The sequence below is a fragment of the Pseudoalteromonas sp. 1_2015MBL_MicDiv genome, from assembly GCF_002407505.1.
GTDB classification, from domain to species: domain Bacteria; phylum Pseudomonadota; class Gammaproteobacteria; order Enterobacterales; family Alteromonadaceae; genus Pseudoalteromonas; species Pseudoalteromonas fuliginea.
Window position 1 is genome coordinate 1,887,941 of sequence record NZ_CP012737.1, and the last position, 18,863, is coordinate 1,906,803.

General features: G+C 38.0%; 16 protein-coding genes. 4 read left to right on the forward strand and 12 right to left on the reverse strand.

Annotated features, from left to right (window positions below; genetic code table 11):
- Window positions 1-72: 72 nt before the first annotated feature.
- The gene (locus AOR04_RS08530) at window positions 73-1,653 is read right to left on the reverse strand and encodes a BCCT family transporter (RefSeq protein WP_007376589.1); all 1,581 of its coding nucleotides are present in this window, start codon (window positions 1,651-1,653) and stop codon (window positions 73-75) included.
- 893 nt (window positions 1,654-2,546) lie between these two features.
- Here AOR04_RS08530 and egtB point away from each other — a divergent pair.
- The gene (egtB, locus tag AOR04_RS08535) at window positions 2,547-3,818 is read left to right on the forward strand and encodes an ergothioneine biosynthesis protein EgtB (RefSeq protein ID WP_096793044.1); all 1,272 of its coding nucleotides are present in this window, start codon (window positions 2,547-2,549) and stop codon (window positions 3,816-3,818) included.
- Window positions 3,815-4,789 (forward strand): L-histidine N(alpha)-methyltransferase, encoded by a 975-nt coding sequence (gene egtD, locus AOR04_RS08540; protein WP_096793045.1) that lies wholly within the window; start codon window positions 3,815-3,817, stop codon window positions 4,787-4,789. Before egtB ends, egtD begins: the two co-directional genes overlap by 4 nt.
- Window positions 4,790-4,808: 19 nt before the next feature.
- Here the strand turns inward: egtD and AOR04_RS08545 are convergent, their stop codons facing one another.
- The 7 genes from AOR04_RS08545 to pxpB form a co-directional block, all read right to left on the reverse strand.
- A complete protein-coding gene (locus AOR04_RS08545; RefSeq protein WP_096793046.1) occupies window positions 4,809-5,672 on the reverse strand; it encodes a PhzF family phenazine biosynthesis protein in 864 nt (287 codons plus the stop codon).
- Window positions 5,656-7,329 (reverse strand): asparagine synthase B, encoded by a 1,674-nt coding sequence (gene asnB / locus AOR04_RS08550; protein ID WP_096793047.1) that lies wholly within the window; start codon window positions 7,327-7,329, stop codon window positions 5,656-5,658. Before asnB ends, AOR04_RS08545 begins: the two co-directional genes overlap by 17 nt.
- Before the next feature lie 153 nt (window positions 7,330-7,482).
- Window positions 7,483-8,151 (reverse strand): pyroglutamyl-peptidase I, encoded by a 669-nt coding sequence (pcp, locus tag AOR04_RS08555; RefSeq protein WP_096793048.1) that lies wholly within the window; start codon window positions 8,149-8,151, stop codon window positions 7,483-7,485.
- On the reverse strand, window positions 8,144-9,169 hold the full coding sequence (locus AOR04_RS08560) for a DUF979 domain-containing protein (RefSeq protein WP_096793049.1): 1,026 nt from the start codon (window positions 9,167-9,169) through the stop codon (window positions 8,144-8,146). The genes pcp and AOR04_RS08560 overlap by 8 nt, the downstream gene beginning before the upstream one ends.
- A complete protein-coding gene (locus AOR04_RS08565; RefSeq protein WP_008139239.1) occupies window positions 9,166-9,876 on the reverse strand; it encodes a DUF969 domain-containing protein in 711 nt (236 codons plus the stop codon). Before AOR04_RS08565 ends, AOR04_RS08560 begins: the two co-directional genes overlap by 4 nt.
- Before the next feature lie 28 nt (window positions 9,877-9,904).
- Window positions 9,905-10,831 carry a biotin-dependent carboxyltransferase family protein gene (locus tag AOR04_RS08570; RefSeq protein WP_096793050.1) on the reverse strand — a complete coding sequence of 309 codons (927 nt, stop codon included), beginning with the start codon at window positions 10,829-10,831 and terminating at the stop codon, window positions 9,905-9,907.
- The gene (gene pxpB / locus AOR04_RS08575; protein ID WP_096793051.1) at window positions 10,824-11,489 is read right to left on the reverse strand and encodes a 5-oxoprolinase subunit PxpB; all 666 of its coding nucleotides are present in this window, start codon (window positions 11,487-11,489) and stop codon (window positions 10,824-10,826) included. The genes AOR04_RS08570 and pxpB overlap by 8 nt, the downstream gene beginning before the upstream one ends.
- A 249-nt stretch (window positions 11,490-11,738) precedes the next feature.
- Between pxpB and msrA the strand changes: the two genes are divergently transcribed.
- Window positions 11,739-13,028: a peptide-methionine (S)-S-oxide reductase MsrA gene (msrA, locus tag AOR04_RS08580; protein ID WP_096793052.1), complete on the forward strand. Its 1,290-nt coding sequence runs from the start codon at window positions 11,739-11,741 to the stop codon at window positions 13,026-13,028.
- Window positions 13,029-13,159: 131 nt separating this feature from the next.
- Window positions 13,160-13,936 (forward strand): amino acid ABC transporter substrate-binding protein, encoded by a 777-nt coding sequence (locus AOR04_RS08585; RefSeq protein WP_232525525.1) that lies wholly within the window; start codon window positions 13,160-13,162, stop codon window positions 13,934-13,936.
- A gap of 95 nt (window positions 13,937-14,031) precedes the next feature.
- Here AOR04_RS08585 and AOR04_RS08590 read toward each other — a convergent pair whose 3' ends face one another.
- From AOR04_RS08590 to AOR04_RS08605, 4 genes are all read right to left on the reverse strand, one after another.
- Window positions 14,032-15,129: an ISAs1-like element ISPsesp1 family transposase gene (locus AOR04_RS08590; protein WP_096793053.1), complete on the reverse strand. Its 1,098-nt coding sequence runs from the start codon at window positions 15,127-15,129 to the stop codon at window positions 14,032-14,034.
- An 896-nt stretch (window positions 15,130-16,025) separates the two neighbouring features.
- A complete protein-coding gene (locus AOR04_RS08595; RefSeq protein WP_096793054.1) occupies window positions 16,026-16,907 on the reverse strand; it encodes a LysR family transcriptional regulator in 882 nt (293 codons plus the stop codon).
- A 333-nt stretch (window positions 16,908-17,240) separates the two neighbouring features.
- A complete protein-coding gene (locus AOR04_RS08600; protein WP_007376577.1) occupies window positions 17,241-17,897 on the reverse strand; it encodes a CoA transferase subunit B in 657 nt (218 codons plus the stop codon).
- A 14-nt stretch (window positions 17,898-17,911) separates the two neighbouring features.
- Complete coding sequence (locus tag AOR04_RS08605) at window positions 17,912-18,610, reverse strand: CoA transferase subunit A (RefSeq protein WP_008135270.1); 699 nt, start codon at window positions 18,608-18,610, stop codon at window positions 17,912-17,914.
- Window positions 18,611-18,863: the final 253 nt, after the last annotated feature.

Below are 18,863 nucleotides of genomic sequence, written 5' to 3' on the forward strand. Positions count from 1 at the left end.
GACCAAACAAAAAAACGCCGCAAAAATTGCGGCGCTTTCGTTACTAATTAAAAGTATTACTCACTAAAAGTATTACTTAACTGGGCGAGGCTCAGTTCGTAAACCTAAAACTAAGCTTAAACACATAAATAATAATACAATAGTAAATGGCAACCCTGTAGAGACAGCGCCTGCTTGTAGTGCTTCAATTGCTTGTGTGCCACCAATCCAAAGTAAAGCAGCTGCAATTGCGCCCTCAACCGATGCCCAAAATATACGTTGTGGTACCGGTGCATCAATTTTACCGCCAGCTGTAATTGAATCAATTACTAATGAACCAGAGTCAGATGACGTAATGAAAAATACCAACACTAATAAAATTGCAATAAACGATAAAATATTAGATAAAGGTAATTCATCAAGCATTTGGAACATAGCTAAAGGTACTTCAGTTAAACCATTAGTGCCTAACGCACCAACACCATTAACTACTTGATCAATCGCAATACCGCCGTAAATAGACATCCATAAAACAGTAACTAGAGTAGGGATAAGTAAAACCGCAATTAAGAATTCACGAATTGTACGACCTCGTGATACACGCGCGATAAACATACCTACAAACGGTGACCAGGAAATCCACCAAGCCCAGTAAAATACAGTCCAACCATGCATCCATGTTTCGTCTTCACGACCGTGAGGATTACTCAATGGAATAATATTTTCTACATAGCCCATTACGGTAGTGGGTACATTACCCATTGCTACAGCAAAGCCTACTAAACAAACAAACAATAATAATGAAAACGCAATTAGCATATTTACATTACTTAGCAGTTTCACACCACCGTCAATACCACGAACCACAGAGACAATGGCTAAAAGTGTTACACCCGCAATAACTAGAATTTGAGAGCCAATGCCACCTTCTGTACCAAATACGTGGTTAATACCTGCAGAAGCTTGTTGCGCACCTAAACCTAAAGATGTTGCAAGGCCAAATAACGTAGCAAGTACAGCTAAGATATCAATGATATGACCAGGCCAACCCCAAGCTCTATCACCTAATATAGGGTAAAAAATAGAACGAATTGAAAGCGGTAAACCTTTGTTATAGGTAAAAAATGCAAGAGATAAACCAACAACAGCGTAAATAGCCCAAGGGTGAAGACCCCAATGAAACATTGTTGCGCCCATTGCTAATTTTGCAGCTTCTGGTGTATTAGCGGCTACATTAAGCGGTGTTTCGTACCAACCAGTAAAGTAAGCAACTGGTTCAGCAACGCCCCAAAACATAAGGCCGATACCCATACCAGCAGCAAATAACATAGCAAGCCATGAAACGCGAGAGTGAGAAGGTTTAGCGTCATCACCACCAAGGCGAATATTACCGTAAGGAGAAACAATAAGTGCTAAACAAAAGAGTACAAAGAAGTTAGCAGCCCACATAAATAGGGCATCAAAATTATTAATAATATCGGTCTTGATACTATCAAGCGCTGTTTTTGCAGTTTGTGGGTCGGTAACAAGTATGGCGATTAAAAAGATGACAATCAGGCCCGCACTAGTTCCAAAAACAGGGTTGTGAATATCAAACCCCCACTTTTGTACGTTGTCCTGACCTACGGTGTAATCCGTGTTGTCAATACTATATTTGTCATGATTTTCCTTCATGCAATACCTCTTTAGTTGTCCTAACAAGCCAAAATAAATTCGGCGTCATATCGAATTACATTAGTCTTTAAATATTAAGTAAAAAGTAATACCGTAATTATTTGAAGACTAACTAATTTGAAGCGTGATCATACAGCTAGTAGTGTATGAGTTAAATATTAAATGTAAATGAATTTGTATTTAAAACGCTGTTTATATGGCCAAATTCATGATTCTTTCATTTAAAAGCCCTAAATTTAAAAATTCAGTGAACGTTAAAATTTAGTTTGCTATTAAAAGTATTAATTTACTTGATTAAGAAAAAAAGATCATTTTTAAGTAGCTTAATTAATGCTTAAATATTAGGACTTGTTAGTCTTTTAGGATTGAAATTTGTTAAGTCTAGTCGCGATTTAATCGCTCCTAGTTTTATAGCTTAGCGGTTCGGTAACAGCTTATGCGTTATTTTTCATGCTTGCATACACGTAAGAATAATCAAAAACCGGCTAGCAAAGAGCAAATTTCTCTTCAAGCCTATTATAAATTTATAAGCCGATAAGCATCTTTAATCAAGTTGTAATATGAATATGATTTAACACAACATTAGGGCATGTTGAATTTTGGCGATTGAATTTACAGTAGTATGTTTGGTTTTTAGGCAAGGCAGAGCCTATGTAGTGTGGTCATTCCCCATAAATAGGCGATAACGCAGCATAAATACCAAACATACACTGCCCTTTGGGTTCTTTCTAGGGACGATTAACTCTTTGTTACTCGGTTTTTACTTAGCCCACTAGGTTACAAACCTCGTACCGCGATTTAATCGCCCCTAGATTGAACAAATTTCAATCCAAAAAGCTCAGCATGCCCTAAGCTATATTTTATAAATAGATAGGCAAAGGATTAATACTATTATGCGTGAAAGCGTTACAAACGATACCAATCAAAACGAACTTGTTAAACACTTTTGCAGCGTTAGAGACGAAAGCCTAGCCATTATCGAACCACTCACTGTAGAAGATTGCCAATTACAAGCTATGGCTGATGCTAGTCCCACTAAATGGCATTTAGCGCATACCACGTGGTTTTTTGAAACGTTTTTACTTAGTGTTCATTGTAAACAGTACGCAGTGTTTAACCCTCACTATAAAATGCTTTTTAATTCTTACTACAATGGGATTGGAGAGCAATTTAAACGGGCAAACAGAGGAAGCTTATCTAGGCCAGGTTTAGACGAAGTGCTAGCTTACAGAGAACATGTAGATAGCCGCGTGATTGAATTACTTAAGACTGACGTTAACCCGCACATTAAAGATATTATTGAACTTGGGTTACACCACGAGCAACAGCATCAAGAGCTAATGCTTATGGATATTAAATATAACTTTTCAGTAAATCCATTATTTCCTCAATATAAAACATCGCTTTTAAATAGCCAAAAAAAATCAGCTGATATTAAACCCCTTAATTTTATCAATTTTGAACAAGCCATTATTAATATTGGCACAAATGCCGACGATGAATTTGCATATGATAACGAGTGCCCCAAACACCAAGTACTAATTCATCCATTCAGTTTTGCTAATAGATTGGTCACTAATGGTGAATATTTAGACTTTATAAATGCCGGTGGATATAGCAATCCACAATATTGGTTAAGCGACGGTTGGGCGCATATTCAAAACACTCGTTTAACGCATCCATTATATTGGCATTGCATAAATAACGAATGGTTTGAGTTTACACACTACGGATTGCAGCCTTTAAATTTAAGTGCACCCATCAGCCATGTTAGTTATTTTGAGGCCAGCGCCTATGCTAATTTTGTAAGGGCTCGCTTGCCTACAGAGTTCGAGTGGGAATATGCTGCTAAAAATACACCTTCAACAGACACTAATAATAACTACCTAACACCACAACAAGCAAAAGATGATACTGAAATAAACCAGTTAACGGATTCATGCTGGCAATGGACAAACAGTGCATATTTGCCATACCCCGGTTTTAAGCCTATTGAAGGAGTAGCAGGGGAATACAATGGTAAATTTATGAATAACCAAATGGTGTTACGGGGCGGGTGTGTGTTTACCCCTCAAAACCATTTACGACAAACATACCGAAATTTTTATTACCCACATCAAGCGTGGATGTGCAGCGGGATAAGACTAGCTAAGGATATAGTATGAGCCAAGTTACAGCGATTAAACAAAGTAACATAACCGACACTGAATTTTTAAACGACGTGATAAGCGGATTAACTCAACAACAAAAAACGCTTCCGTGTAAGTATTTTTACGATGATAAAGGTGCTGCATTATTCGAGCAAATAACATCCTTACAAGAGTATTATGTTACACGTATTGAGCTGTCTATTTTAGAGCAATACTCGCAGTCGATTGCTCAAATGCTACCTGAAAACCTCTCTATTATTGAGCCTGGGTGTGGTTCGGGTAAAAAGGTCGCGTATTTATTAGCGCATATGGCAAACGTAAAAACCTTCGTACCGTTTGAAATTTCTGAGGAGATGCTCAGTTATTCACTTGCACATTTGTCGCCATTATTTCCAGATTTGGCAATTTCGCCATTACTAGGAGACTTTACACATAATCAAATGGTTAAACAGCTAACCAAAGACACCGCTTTAGATAGTCAAACCAATTTGGTGTACTTTCCGGGCTCGACTCTTGGCAATTTTTCTCCAGTTAAAGCCATCGAGATTATGAATAATTTCCATCGCTTATGCGGTGTAAACGGTTATGTATTAATTGGGGTTGATTTAGTTAAAGAGCGCCAAGTGTTACTTGATGCATATAACGATAAAGCGGGAGTTACCGCCGCATTTAATAAAAATTTACTACAACGTATTAATAACGAGCTAAACGGCACATTTAATATAGATAACTTTAGCCACGAGTCACGCTTTAACGAGCAACATAGCCGTATTGAAATGCATTTAGTAAGTAATTGCACTCAAAGCGTGATTATAAATGATCAGCAAATAGACTTTATAGAAGGTGAAAGTATCCATACAGAAAACTCTCACAAGTACACGCTCGAGTCGTTTAAGCAGCTAGCAGCGCAAGCTAATTTAAAGTTAGAGCAAACATGGCAAGACGATAGTAACTATTTTGCATTGTGCTTGTTAAGACCGCTATAAACGTTTACTTAAGTTATCTTTAGTAAATGACAACTTTAGCATTGCTAAACTCATAGCTTAGCAATGCGCCATTATTTGATTGCTGGATAAGCTTGGCTTTATTTAAACCGTACAGTCTAAATAGCAGTGGGGCAATAACAGATACCGCAGATCCCGTAGCACTGTCTTCATTTACACCAAACTGGGGTGCAAAGTATCTAAAATGCGCTACAGCATTTTTTTTGTCTGTATTTTTTATACTGAGCGCTATAACAGCATTTTTATGGAATTTACTCAAAGCGTTAAAATCAACATGTAAGCTTTTTAAATCGTCTTTTTCAACGTCTTTACTAAATTCTTTATTAAATAATACAACCGTATAACCGTTTTTATCGCCGGTACTGTAGGCTGCTTTTATTGCTGATGAAAACACACTTTTTAACTCATCTGCAGCTAATTCGCTTTTTTTAGGCTCTATGCTTTTTAGTAATAACTGGGTGCGTTGTTTTTTTACTCTTATAGTAAAACGCTCATTACTCATTGATGTAAGTACTTCTGGGCAATAACCAAAATGCTTTATTAAAAAATTAGCGGCCGCTAAAGTGCCATGTCCACAGCGTTTAATTTCACTTGTTTGGTTAAACCAGCGAATATTACAATGGCGTTTAGTTATCTCATTGTGATTTAAAAATACGGTAGCAGGGTGGTTTGATTGTGATGCAATATATTGCATTGTTTTTGATGTTAACCCATTTTTATAAATAACAATTAAAGCACTAGAGCCTTTTAAGTTATTTGCAGGGCTATAAAAAACAGATTCGGTGGAAGTGAGTTTTATAAAGCGAAGCGCAAGCCATTTGGGCTTACGCTTCGTTAAACAAAGAGTGTTAACCTTTGCTTGCATACGCGTCGTTATGAACGCCCGCAGCACGACCTGATGGATCAGCATTGTTTTGGAACGATGCGTCCCATGCAAGTGCTTCAGGAGTCGAACAGGCTACTGATTTACCATGCGGTACACATTTAGCTGATGCATCACCCGGAAAGTGCGATTCAAAAATAGTACGGTAGTAGTAAGCTTCTTTTGAATCTGGTGTATTAATAGGGTATTTAAATTTTGCATTTGCAAGCTCTTGATCGCTCACTTGCTCATTTACAAACTCTTTTAACGTATCAATCCAACTGTAACCAACACCGTCTGAAAATTGCTCTTTTTGGCGCCATAAAACTTCATCAGGCAAGTAGCCATCAAAACCTTCACGTAAAATGTGTTTTTCAATTTTGCCATCTTTACACATTTTGGCTTCAGGGTTGATACGCATAGCAACATCAACAAATTCTTTATCGAGGAACGGTACACGTGCTTCAACGCCCCATGCAGCCATTGATTTATTAGCACGTAAACAGTCAAACATATGCAGTTTTGATACTTTACGGTTTAATTCTTCATGGAACTCTTGTGCATTTGGCGCTTTATGGAAGTATAAGTAACCACCAAATAGCTCATCAGCACCTTCGCCGGATAACACCATTTTAATGCCCATCGCTTTAATTTGGCGAGCCATTAAGTACATAGGTGTAGAGGCACGAATTGTTGTTACGTCGTAGGTTTCTATGTGGTAAATCACTTCACGCAGTGCATCAATACCTTCTTGAATGGTAAAAATGATAGGGTGGTGAATAGTACCAATCATGTCAGCTACTTTTTGGGCAGCGGCTAAATCAGGTGAACCCTCAAGGCCTACTGAAAAAGAATGCAGCTTAGGCCACCATGCATCGCTTTCGTCATTATCTTCAATACGTTTGGCAGCAAAGCGCTGGGTGATAGCAGAGATAACTGATGAGTCTAAACCACCAGAAAGTAATACACCGTAAGGCACGTCACACATTAGCTGGCGTTTAACGGCCGCTTCTAATGCATCTTTAACGTCTAGGGCTTGTGCGCTGTTATCTTTAACTGCATCAAACGTTTCCCAATCACGCTTGTAATAAGGCGTCATTTTACCATCTTTGCTGTACAGGTAATGCCCTGGTGGAAATTCTTCAATATGCTTACAAATTGGAGAAAGTGCTTTTAGCTCAGAAGCAACGTAAAAGTTACCGTGCTCGTCGTGACCAGTGTAAAGCGGGATAATACCAATATGGTCACGGCCAATTAAGTAGGCTTCATTTTCTTCGTCGTATAAACAAAATGCAAAAATGCCATTTAGGTCATCTAAAAAGTCAGGCCCTTTTTGTTTGTACAGCGCTAAAATAACTTCACAGTCTGATTGAGTTTGAAAAGTAAAATCAACATCTAGCTCTGCTGCAAGTTCTTTATGATTATAAATCTCGCCGTTAACCGCTAAAATATTTGTTTTTTCAGGATTGTATAAAGGCTGTGCACCGCTTGATACACCAACAATAGCTAAACGCTCATGCACTAAAATAGCTTTTTCAGATGCGTATACACCAGACCAATCTGGGCCTCGGTGTCTAAGCAGCTTTGACATTTCAATTGCTTGGGTACGCAATTGAGTGGGATCAGATTTTATATCTAATACCCCAAAAATTGAACACATAGTAACTCCTCATTCCTATTATGTGTGCAGCAAAGCCAATTTGCTGTGCTGCGAAACCTTGTTTTATCAGAAAAAATTACTCAAGTCACATAGCTTTTACAATTAATTAAGAATAATTTATGCACCAAGTTATATTTAACTGCACCAAAGTGGTTAATGTGTGGTACCTGCTGCTATTTTTACGTCACTATTATTGTTCAAAGCTTGCGCAACCATCACTTTCAGCGCGTTAATAACGGTTTCCTCACTCATGCTTGGTGCGCCATTGTGGTGCACAGCTTGGCTTGGTAAATAAGGAATATGCACAAAGCCACCTTTCATTACAGCGCAGTGATCATTTATGTAATGCATAAGACCATACATAACGTGATTACACACATACGTGCCTGCAGTATTCGAAATGGCAGCTGGTATATTACTGTTGTGCAATGCTTGTAACATGCGCTTTATTGGTAAGTTTGTGAAATAGGCATCAGGGCCATTTTTTTCTATTGGTGTATCGACAGGTTGATTACCTGCATTGTCTTTAATACGCGCATCATCAACGTTTATTGCTATTCGCTCTATTGATATTTCACTGCGCCCACCTGCTTGGCCTATACACAAAACAACCGCCGGATTGTGCGACTCAATGGCGCTTATAAGCTGACTGATAGACGTATTAAATTCACAGGCAAGTTCTAGTGTGCATATTTTGTGTTTCATGATGATAGTTTCATCAAGTTTTTGCACTGCTTGCCAAGAAGGATTTATAGCTTCGCCACCAAAAGGCGCAAAGCCGGTTATTAATACACAAGCCATTGAAGAAGTTGATTTAGTCATTAAACACCAAGCTATACATTAAAATAATATTAACGGCGAGTAAGGTAACTGCCGTCGGAATTTGAACCTTTATTACATGGTACTTATCTTTTAAGTCTAAAAGAGCGGCAGGAATAATATTAAAATTGGCTGCCATCGGCGTCATTAACGTACCGCAATAGCCGCTATACATACCTAGCGCCACTAAAGGTGCAGGGCTTGCGCCATGACCTTCAATTAAAAATGGCATCGCAATACCAGCAGTCATCACTGGAAATGCAGCAAACGCGTTACCCATAATAATGGTAAAAAATGCCATACCTATACAATACAAAACAACCAGCATAAAACGGTTATCAGGGGCTATAAATAAAGTAACTAGTTCTTTAATTGAGTCGCCTGTTTGCGCCACAATAAATACCCCACCAAGCATGGCTAGCATTTGCGGTAAAATGGCTGCCCAACCAATAGAATCTACTAAGCGGCGTGATTCGCTTACGGCTTGAACAGGGCTTCCACCGGTTATTTTCCAGCCAACAAGTAATGCAAAAATACAAGCAATGGTTAAAGATGCAAGTGTTAAGTGGCGTTGATCAAGTAAGTAAACATTGTTTATAGCTACATTACCAAATAGTACAGTAAAGACTACGGTAACAATTGGGATCATTAAAGCGGGAATAAATAACTTATTACCTAGAGTCTTAGCGCTTTGGTTTTGAACCTGCTCGCTGGGAATAGAGTAACTTCCCATAGAAACTAAATTTAAGCCGGCTAATAAAGCAATGAGTAATACGCTAATGCCCACCATTAAATACGTTATTTGTGCACCAAGAGTTGCAATAGCAAAATCACCAAATAAAAAGCTACTGCCAAATAAAAACCAAAATAGGGCGGTTGTAAGCCTTTTGGGATGATTTTTGTCTTGCAGGGTACGTACTACTAAAAACATTACCATGATGCCAATAAGCAGGTATATGTTTTCAATAGTCACGAGTGCAGTGCTTGAGTGCGATACATCGGCGTCAATTACTTTACTCATAGTATTGGCTCCGGTGCATTGTACTTTTGAACCGCTTTTGCAATTTTACTTTCGAGTCGAGCTAGTCTAAATAAATGTATAACTAAAGCGCATATTGCAGTAGGGATTGCCCATAGACCAATATGCAGTGGTTCAATACCGGTTATACCGTTTTCTTTTAAAAATGCATCCATAAGTAAAACAGCACCAAAGGCTATAAATATGTCTTCACCAAAAAATACTGCAATGTTATCAACTGCCGCCGCATGGGCGCTGATCATGTCTTTTACGGGTTTAGGCAATTCGCCATATTTATTTGTAGCAGCTCCTAATGCCATAGGAGCAAGCAAAGGGCGAACCGTTTGTGCTTGTCCACCGAGTGACAGTAAACCAAGTGCAGCCGAGCATTCTCTAACAATAAAATAAAGAGCGAGTATACGCGCGCTGGTGGCTGTTTTAATTTGTGAAATCCAATCGCGCGCACGTTGTTGTAATCCATAACGTTCAAGCAGTGCAATAACAGGTAAAATTAAAATGAAGCTCGCTAATTGGCGCGAGTTCATAAACTTTTCGCCAAACGTTTGCAGCAAGCTGATAAAATCAAGATTGACAGCCCAGCCGGTCGCAAGTCCTGCAAAGGTAACCACTAGTAAAGGGTTAAAGCGCAGTGCAAAACCGATAACTACAACAGGAATGCCAATAAGCGGCCAATAATTTAAATCGAACATAGTTTTCCTATTTATTTTTAGAATGTTTTTATAGGTTATTTTTAAGTGCAAGGCTCAATTGATGCAGGTGTCCGTCAAGTTTCTGCTTCGCCTTTGCTGCTTCTTCAAACGTTACATATTTAAACTCAACAGTATCTAAAGGTCTAAATTGTGCAAATTGATGTAAGTCGGCTTCAATAACAGTGCCTAAAAGCGGATAGCCCCCTGTGGTTTGGCCATCATTTAGTAACACAATAGGCTCTCCATTTGGTGGTAGTTGAATACTCCCAGGACTCACCCCTAATGATGGCAAAGAGTGCGAATGTGCCAAATTATTTTTATGCTCAAGCCTTACGCCCATTCGGTTGCTGTTACTACTAACTTTAAATGCGGTAGATACAAAGTTGCTAAGTAAAGGCTGGCCTAATAAATTAGCATGAGGACTTTGGTGCAGCCGTATAAGCTTGCGCTGGGCGGGGGCCATTGCGCCTACTTTTATAAACTCTCCATAATAAGGAGTAATAGGTATTTCATCACCAGTGGTGAGAGCTCTACCTTCAATACCAGCAAAACACGCGTTTAAATCTGTAGATTTAGAGCCCATAACCTCAGTATTTTGTATACCGCCTTTCACTGCTAAATAAGCTCTTAAGCCGGCTCTACCAGTAGCAAAGCTCAGTACTTGTTTGTTTTTTACTGCATATGTCCAGCCAGGATAAATTGCATGTCCATCGAGGGTTGCTTGCAAATCGGCACCATGCAGTGCAATTACTGTGTCGCAGGTAAATTCAAGCTCGCACAAACCAACGGTTATTTCTAAAACGGCATCATTGTCGTTATTGTTAAGTAATCTATTAGCAATTATTTGTGCAATAGGGTCCAAGCTACCCGCTTTGCTTACACCTAAATGGCGGTAGCCTTCACGGCCAAAATCTTGAATTGTAAGCAATACACCACTTTTAAGTACTTTAATCATGATTTGCTCCTTTATTAACGAGCGGAACAAATTCAAGCGTATCGCCTGGTTGAATTAAACAAGGTTGCTCAGAGGTCGAATCAAACAAAGCAGTGTCTGTATGACCTATTATGTGCCAACCACCAGGGGTATCTGCGGGGTAAATTCCGGTTTGTGCAGCACCTATCGCAACAGAACCTTTAGGAACTTTAATGCGTGGCTCATCACGTCTTGGTGTATGTAATTGCTCATTTAAGCCATGTAGGTAAGCAAAGCCGGGCTGAAAGCCTAGAAATAAAACGTGGTACTTGGTTTTACTATGAATATTAATAACTTCATCGGCACTTAAATTATGATAACGAGCCACGTAATTAATATCCTCACCCTTGTAGGTCGTTTCGATTAAGTGATGCTGCCCCTTAAATGTACTCGTTTTAATGTCATTCCACAGCGAAGGTAGCACTTGTAACCACTTTTTTAAGTGTTTATCTGATTTTAAATAAAGAGTGAGCGAGTTCATGGCTGGCACCAAATCGCTAAATTCATCAGTGCTTTTACAGTGGCTAGTTAAAGCCCAAATTTTCTTTTGAATAGAGAGTCTATCTTTAGCGTTTAAATTCGATGCATCAAACAATAAACTACTGTTTGTTAATGCATAAATATGAGGAGTTGGCTTCATTAAATAAACCTATTTGTACAACATAATTTAAACGTAACACAGTTTTATTAATTTATTTATACCATTGCGACTAAGTAGTTATGTTTATTTGCTCAGCTTGGTTTAAGAGTGTTTTTATATTCAATTAATCGTATTTAACTTATTGAGGACCAAAACTTAATACGCTTCGTACTAAATAAGTAATTAGGTTGAAATGAAAATTAAGATAAGGAGGTCTTAATTAGCACGCACTTGTTTATGAGGTACTTTATGAAACACCAGCATTTATTATATTTATCAGGCGCTGCTATTATATTTAGCGCAGGCAGCTTTGCTTTATCTATGGAAAAGGTAGAACACAGTAATGTAGAAGCCACCATGCATGTAGAAACCATTGTACTGGGGTCTGGTTGTTTTTGGGGAGCTGAAAAACGCTACGAAGCGCTTAATGGCGTTATTGATGCCGAGTCGGGTTATGCTGACGGTAATGGGTTTAAAGCAACGTACAGAAATATTACTGATCAGTCTCGTCGCTTTGACGAGAACAATTATGCTGAAGTTGTGCAAGTTATGTATAACAGCAATATAATTTCAGCAGAAGATCTCTTAAAAAACTATTTTGAAAGTCATGATCCTACGCAAAAAAATCGCCAAGGTAACGACATCGGTACGCAATATCGTTCAATTGTATTAACGACTACTGATGCACAAGCTAAAGTTGCTGAGCAAGTTAAATCGCAATATCAGCAGCTTTTAACTGATGCGAGCTACGGCAAAATCGAAACGGTTATTAAACCACTTACAGGTTTTGTATCGGCAGAAGAGTATCATCAAAATTATTTAGAAAAAAATCCCAATGGCTATTGCCCAGATCATTCTACCGGTGTTGTTTTTAATAAAACACCCGTAGAAAAAGTAGATAACACTGCTTTAATAGCAGGCAAGCAAATCGTAGTCTTAGATTCACGTGAATACTGCCCATACTGTGAAAAATTTAAAAAAACAGTCGCAAATGATTACAAAGGCACAATACCAATGTCGTTTCGCCATGCTGACCAGCTTGATGATTTAACTATTAAGTCAGCCACATGGGCAACACCGACCATTTTGTTTTTAGAAAATGGCGTTGAGGTATATGGCCGCCAAGGCTATGCAACACCTGAAGAGTTTTATAAAGCATTAGGCGCATTCAAATTAGGTAACAGTGATGCTTATAAAGTTGCATTCGATGCACGAACAGATAGGCCCTATTGCAAAGAATACAAAGAGTTTAAAAATACACCTGATGGTACTTTTGTTGATAAATTAAGTGGAGAGCCTCTATTTGATACAAGCGATAGGTTTAACTCAGGTACTGGTTGGTTGTCATTTACTCATCCAGTAAAAAACAACGTAACACAGCATGACGATAGCAGCTGGGGCATGACACGTATTGAGCTTCGCTCTAAAAGTACAGGTATACACTTAGGGCATTTATTTCCAGGTGAAGGCCCAAGAGGGCGTGATCGCTACTGTATTAATGCAACCGTTCTTGATTTTGTACCAAGAGATAAAAGCTAAATAGCTAAATAAAAAGCCTGGTTTAAAGCCAGGCTTTTTGCATAAAACAAAATAGTTTTATCATAATCCCCGTAAATTTGTTAAAGTTTGATTGGCTTAAATCCGGCAGCAATATATTCTTTAGGTTATTAATGAATCTATTATCAAAAATAGCTAAGCAGTCAATTTATCTACCTTTTATTTTTCTGTTCTTAATGACCAACGCTAAATCAGCCACTCATTATTTAGTGGGTGTTGAAAATATAGAATACCTTCCGTACTTTGACGGTAATGGGGCTGATAGCAGTGACTATTATGGCTTTAGTCAAAAATTACTTACCTTGTTTGCTCAACAGCACGATTTCAAATTTGAGTTCTACACATTACCAATTAATCGTCTCTATAAAGAATTTATTGACCACCATCATGTTGATTTTAAATACCCAGATAATCCTCAATGGAAACCAAGTTATAAAGCTTCCTTTGGTGATTTAAATGAAATTATTTATTCGCAGCCAACCGTTGTAACTAAAACGGGTATTGCGAGTTTAAATAAAAATATCACTATTGATGAATGCGTTAGTTTTGCAACGGTGAGAGGGTTTACGCCTCAAAGCTTTAAACTATTAATGAACAACGAAAACGTTGAGTTAATTGAAACCGCTAATGTAAGGGAATTGATAGAGTTGCTTTTAAAAGAGCGAGTGGAGTGTATTTACATATCTAACGATGTATTAAACTATAATATCGTTAAATACTTTAAATTAACCCGACCCGTTTATTTTCAAAACGAATTGCCGGTAGATTTACAAGCCTTTTTATTATCGTCAATTGACTACCCTGACGTGATTAAGAAATTTGATACATTCTTGCTTTCACATAAAGTGCAAATACAGGAACTGAAAAAAGAATATCAAATAAAAAATTAACTTAAAAAGCCCCGTAAGTTATAACTTACGGGGCTTTTTAAAAGGTATTAACCTGTATATAACTATCAGGGCGCGAGCATACTTTGTTAAAAATGTTAACCAAAAAGAAGTTCTTCTCTAAAAGCATCATCATAACAAGCTCTTACACACTTACTTCTTATTGACCCCTTGCTTTTCGTATGCTGCTTTATCATGTTCCTAACGACGCGTCTAAATAGTGCCATATGTTGCGCACTTAATGGCTCATTTATTTGACAGGCATCTTCTTTAAATACGACATCCAGTATCCAGTGTTGCTGATTTTCTATCAGCCAATGTTGTCTTATTGCTTTACTTATCAATATATTGTCTGTCAACGATGTTAGGTAGTAATGTGTGTCAATACTCGTTCTATTACCCTTCGTTCGCTCTCGCTGCACCGCAACGATTGTCCTAACTGATGGCCAGCTTTCTTTAATTTCACTCGGTAATAAACGCGCATCAAGACAATCTATCGTGCGTACTTCTTTTCGCCCATGCCCTGCATCTTGTGTTACATGACTAAGTATCTCTGAGTTTTCAGATTCATACTGGTGTGTAAATGCATCTTGAATCGCGCTATAAAGTTTCTTTTGATTACCCTTTGCTTGCACTAGATAATCTGCATGTCTGCTAATTAGCTGTTTTAGCGTTTCTTTTTGGCAGTGCAAAGCATCAAGTGTAATGACGGTGTTATTGATATCGAGTATTTTCAATAAATCCCGAACTGCCGGTATTTCATTCGTCTTACTGCCAACTGTTTGGTGGAATAATGTGAGACCTGCCTCACAATCAAATGCTGAGACGAGGTGTAATTTATCAGCAATGTGTTTACTTGCTCCGCGAATAGTTTTGCCATCGAAGGCAATGACAGGATGCGCTGATTTAACGCGGTTTTGATTGACCCAGCTATACATCGCGAGTAGTAATGAGTCAGTATCAACGGTTCTAAAAATCCGAGCAATACTATGTCGAGTGGGTATGCCATTTTTGAAAGAACGAAATCCTCTTAACCAATAAAGCTTACTTTCGCCATAGACTTCAATATCTTGCCAGTTTTCACACCCTGATGTAACGGCAGTAATAATAAGAAAAAGCACATCAACTAAGTTATGGTGCTGATTTATATGTGAACGATTATCTTTGACGAGTTCTAAATGTGAGAAGAGTGACATAATAAGTTTAAGGTGATTAAATTTATGGTATTAGATCATAAAATTTGTTTATTTACAAAGTGTGATCCCGCCCTGATATAACTATATTATGTATGTGCTTAATAATAAAAACAGTTCAAGCTAAGTCACCACCTAACTTGAACCATTTTTCACACTGACAACATCTTCACACACAATATAAAGATTCTGTTTGCTACGCTTAAGTAGCTTTGTTTTACATATCATGTGGTTTGAGCCGAGAATAAAAACAGTTCAAGCTAAGTCACCACCTAACTTGAACCATTTTTCACACTGACAACATCTTCACACACAATATAAAGATTCTGTTTGCTACGCTTAAGTAGCTTTGTATTACATATCGTGTGGTTTGAGCCAAGAATAAAAACAGTTCAAGCTAAGTCACCACCTAACTTGAACTGCTTTTCACACTGACAACATCTTCACACACAATATAAAGATTCTGTTTGCTACACTTTGGTAGTCTTGTATTACTTATCATGTGGTTTGAGCCGAGAATAAAAACAGTTCAAGCTAAGTCACCACCTAACTTGAACCGCTTTTTCACACTGACAACATCTTCACACACAATATAAAGATTTTTTACTGCTACTTATGAGTTACTAAAACTCAAAAGGTTGCATTTATTACTCTTAAAAACAATTTAATGTAAGTTGTTTTGAGTTGATGGAGTAACTTTAATATTTAACTTTATTTTCGACAAACGATAAAAACGAAACCAATGAGTGAAAAAAATTAAACTATAGACTTTAGTCTAATGCGTGGCGTTAAGTTTATGTATTTAAATAAAAATATTATTCAAAAATTTAAATTAGATTTAAGCGAACCATTAATACAACCCGTAATTAGGTGTATTAATAAACCCGCCTAATAAAGGATTATTCTTGGATTTTTCTAAATGTGCTTACAACCCACTTCGCAAATAAATCAAGTGGGTGATTAGGTGTGTTGGATTCGTGTTGTACTAAGTAGTATTTATCTTTAGTTGTTAAAGGCTGTTCAAATAATTTATACAGCCACTTCTCATCTAACCAACTTTGGCTAATTGGCAGTGGAATAAGCGCAATGCCCATGCCTTGCTGCGCAGCACGTGCTACACCAAACATACTATCTATTTGGATAATTTGCGAAGGAGAAAAGTCATCAATGCCTGCTTTTTCAGCCCATTGATGCCACGCCCAAGGACGCGCTTTATGTAGAATTAGCGGAACTTGGTTTAATGCTTTACGATGATCATTTTTCCACTGGTTGAGCAGTTTTTCATTACACGCAGGGATATATTCAAGATTAAATAATTCAGTTACTAAGCCTTCAGTAGGTTTACTAGAGGACAATACAATAGATAAATCGCTATGCCGTGTTATTTCTTTGCGTGTTTTAAGCGTATCCATTTGTAAATTAATATTAGGATGCTCTGTCGTCCACTCACTTAATTTAGGCATAAGTAATTCGCTTGCAAAAAACTCAGGCAAGGTAATTGTTAAATTAGTGTTTTGTTGCATCTGACTAAACTCGTTAATGGTACCTTCTAACATGGTAATGATAGGAGATACGGCATCAAAAAAGTTTTTACCAGCTGTTGTTAAACTTATTGAACGTGTTTTACGCTGAAAAAGTTCAATACCAAGCTGTTCTTCAAGTTGTTTTATTTGATGGCTTACTGCCGAAGGTGTTAAGTACAGCTCATTAGCTGCATGCTTAAAACTTAGGCTTCTTGCTGCAAAGCAAAAAGATCGAAGGCCACGAATAGGAGTTTGCATGTTTTCCAGTATTAAGTTGTTTGTATAGCCTAGTATAGGCAAAAATCGAACCAGTTAGTAATGTTAGTAATTTCAACAAGTTAAAATTACTCATAGAGCAAGTTCACAAAAGTGGTGCATGATAACAACAAAGTAGTGCAAATGCTCTAGCTAACTAATCATCTATTTATGCAACTATTATAGATAAAAATTTACTACAGATGTATGAATTAGCCTAAAAATAATGCAAAAGGACAAAAAAAATCCCTCTTGCGAGGGATTTTGGGTAACTCAGCGCCATTGGCACTGGGAATGAGGTCGGTACAGGGTAAAGCGTTATTTTTAAGCTAAAGCCTAAAAAACCATTTCTGGAACTTCACCGTCAACAAGTAATTTACCTGCTGTTTTACTAATGATTTCATCAACAGATACGCCCGGAGCACGTTCTAATAGATGAAATGCGCCGTCTTTAACTTCTAATACGGCTAAATCTGTTACTATTTTTTTTACGCAATTAACGCCAGTAAGCGGTAAAGAGCAGGCCTCTAATAGTTTAGAGTCACCATGCTTACTTGCATGGGTCATAGTAACAATAATATTTTTCGCGCCAGCGACTAAATCCATCGCGCCACCCATGCCTTTAATCAGCTTTTTAGGGATCATCCACGATGCGATGTTGCCGTTCTGGTCAACTTCAAATGCACCCAGAACGGTTAAGTCTACATGACCACCCCGTATCATGGCAAAACTATCTGCACTATTAAATATGGCTGCACCTTTGGCTGCTGTCACGGTTTCTTTACCCGCGTTAATCATATCGGCGTCTAGCTCTGCTTTAGTGGGGTACGGGCCCATGCCTAAAAGGCCATTTTCGGACTGTAACATAACTTCAATATCATCTGGTACATAGTTTGCGACGAGTGTCGGAATTCCTATGCCCAAATTTACGTAGTAACCATCTTGAAGTTCTTGTGCAACGCGCATTGCAACTTGTTCACGTGATAATGCCATAATTATGCTCCTGCTTAATCTCGTGTTGTTACACGTTCAATGCGTTTTTCAAAGCTGCCTTTAATAACGCGATTTACAAAAATACCTGGGGTATGAATTTGGCTTGGCTCAAGCTCACCCGGCTCTACAATTTCTTCTACTTCGGCAACGGTAATTTTACCCGCTGTTGCAGCCATTGGATTAAAGTTCATGGCGGTGTGTCTAAACACTAAATTACCAAAGCGGTCGGCTTTCCACGCTTTAACAATAGCAAATTCACCTGTTATAGATTCTTCTAAAATATACGGGCGACCATTAAACTCTTTTACGTCTTTGCCCTCAGCAACTGGAGTACCGTAACCGGTGGCGGTGTAAAACGCAGGTATACCCGCGCCACCAGCGCGCATTTTTTCAGCAAGTGTGCCTTGAGGCGTAAGCTCTACATCAATTTCGCCACTTAATAACTGCTGCTCGAATAGGGCGTTTTCACCAACGTAAGAGGCAACTACTTTTTTAATTTGTTTGTCTTGTAATAAAATACCTAAACCAAAGTCATCAACACCACAGTTATTAGATACTACAGTTAAGTTTTTTGTTTGCATGTGCTTAATTTGTTTAATTAAGCCCTCAGGAATACCACATAAACCAAAACCACCGGCAATAATGGTATCGCCGTCTTTTAATCCTTCCATTGCAGCTTCGTAACTAGAAACTACCTTATCAAAACCGGCCATGAGTCTCTCCTCATTGTGTGCTATTTGTTGTTAATTATCTTTAATCATCATTTTATAAGATAGCCATTTAACCTGAACTCTGGTTAAGAGATTTACTAACTTATGAATCAGGGTGATATTTAAGTTTATTTTCTCTAGCTAAAGATTTTCAGTGAAAACAAGGCGAATTTACGCGTCAATAGCTGGCCTATTGCAAGTAAATTCAACGCAGTTAGTGCTGAAAATAGCTGCTCGAGATAGATTTATTATCCAG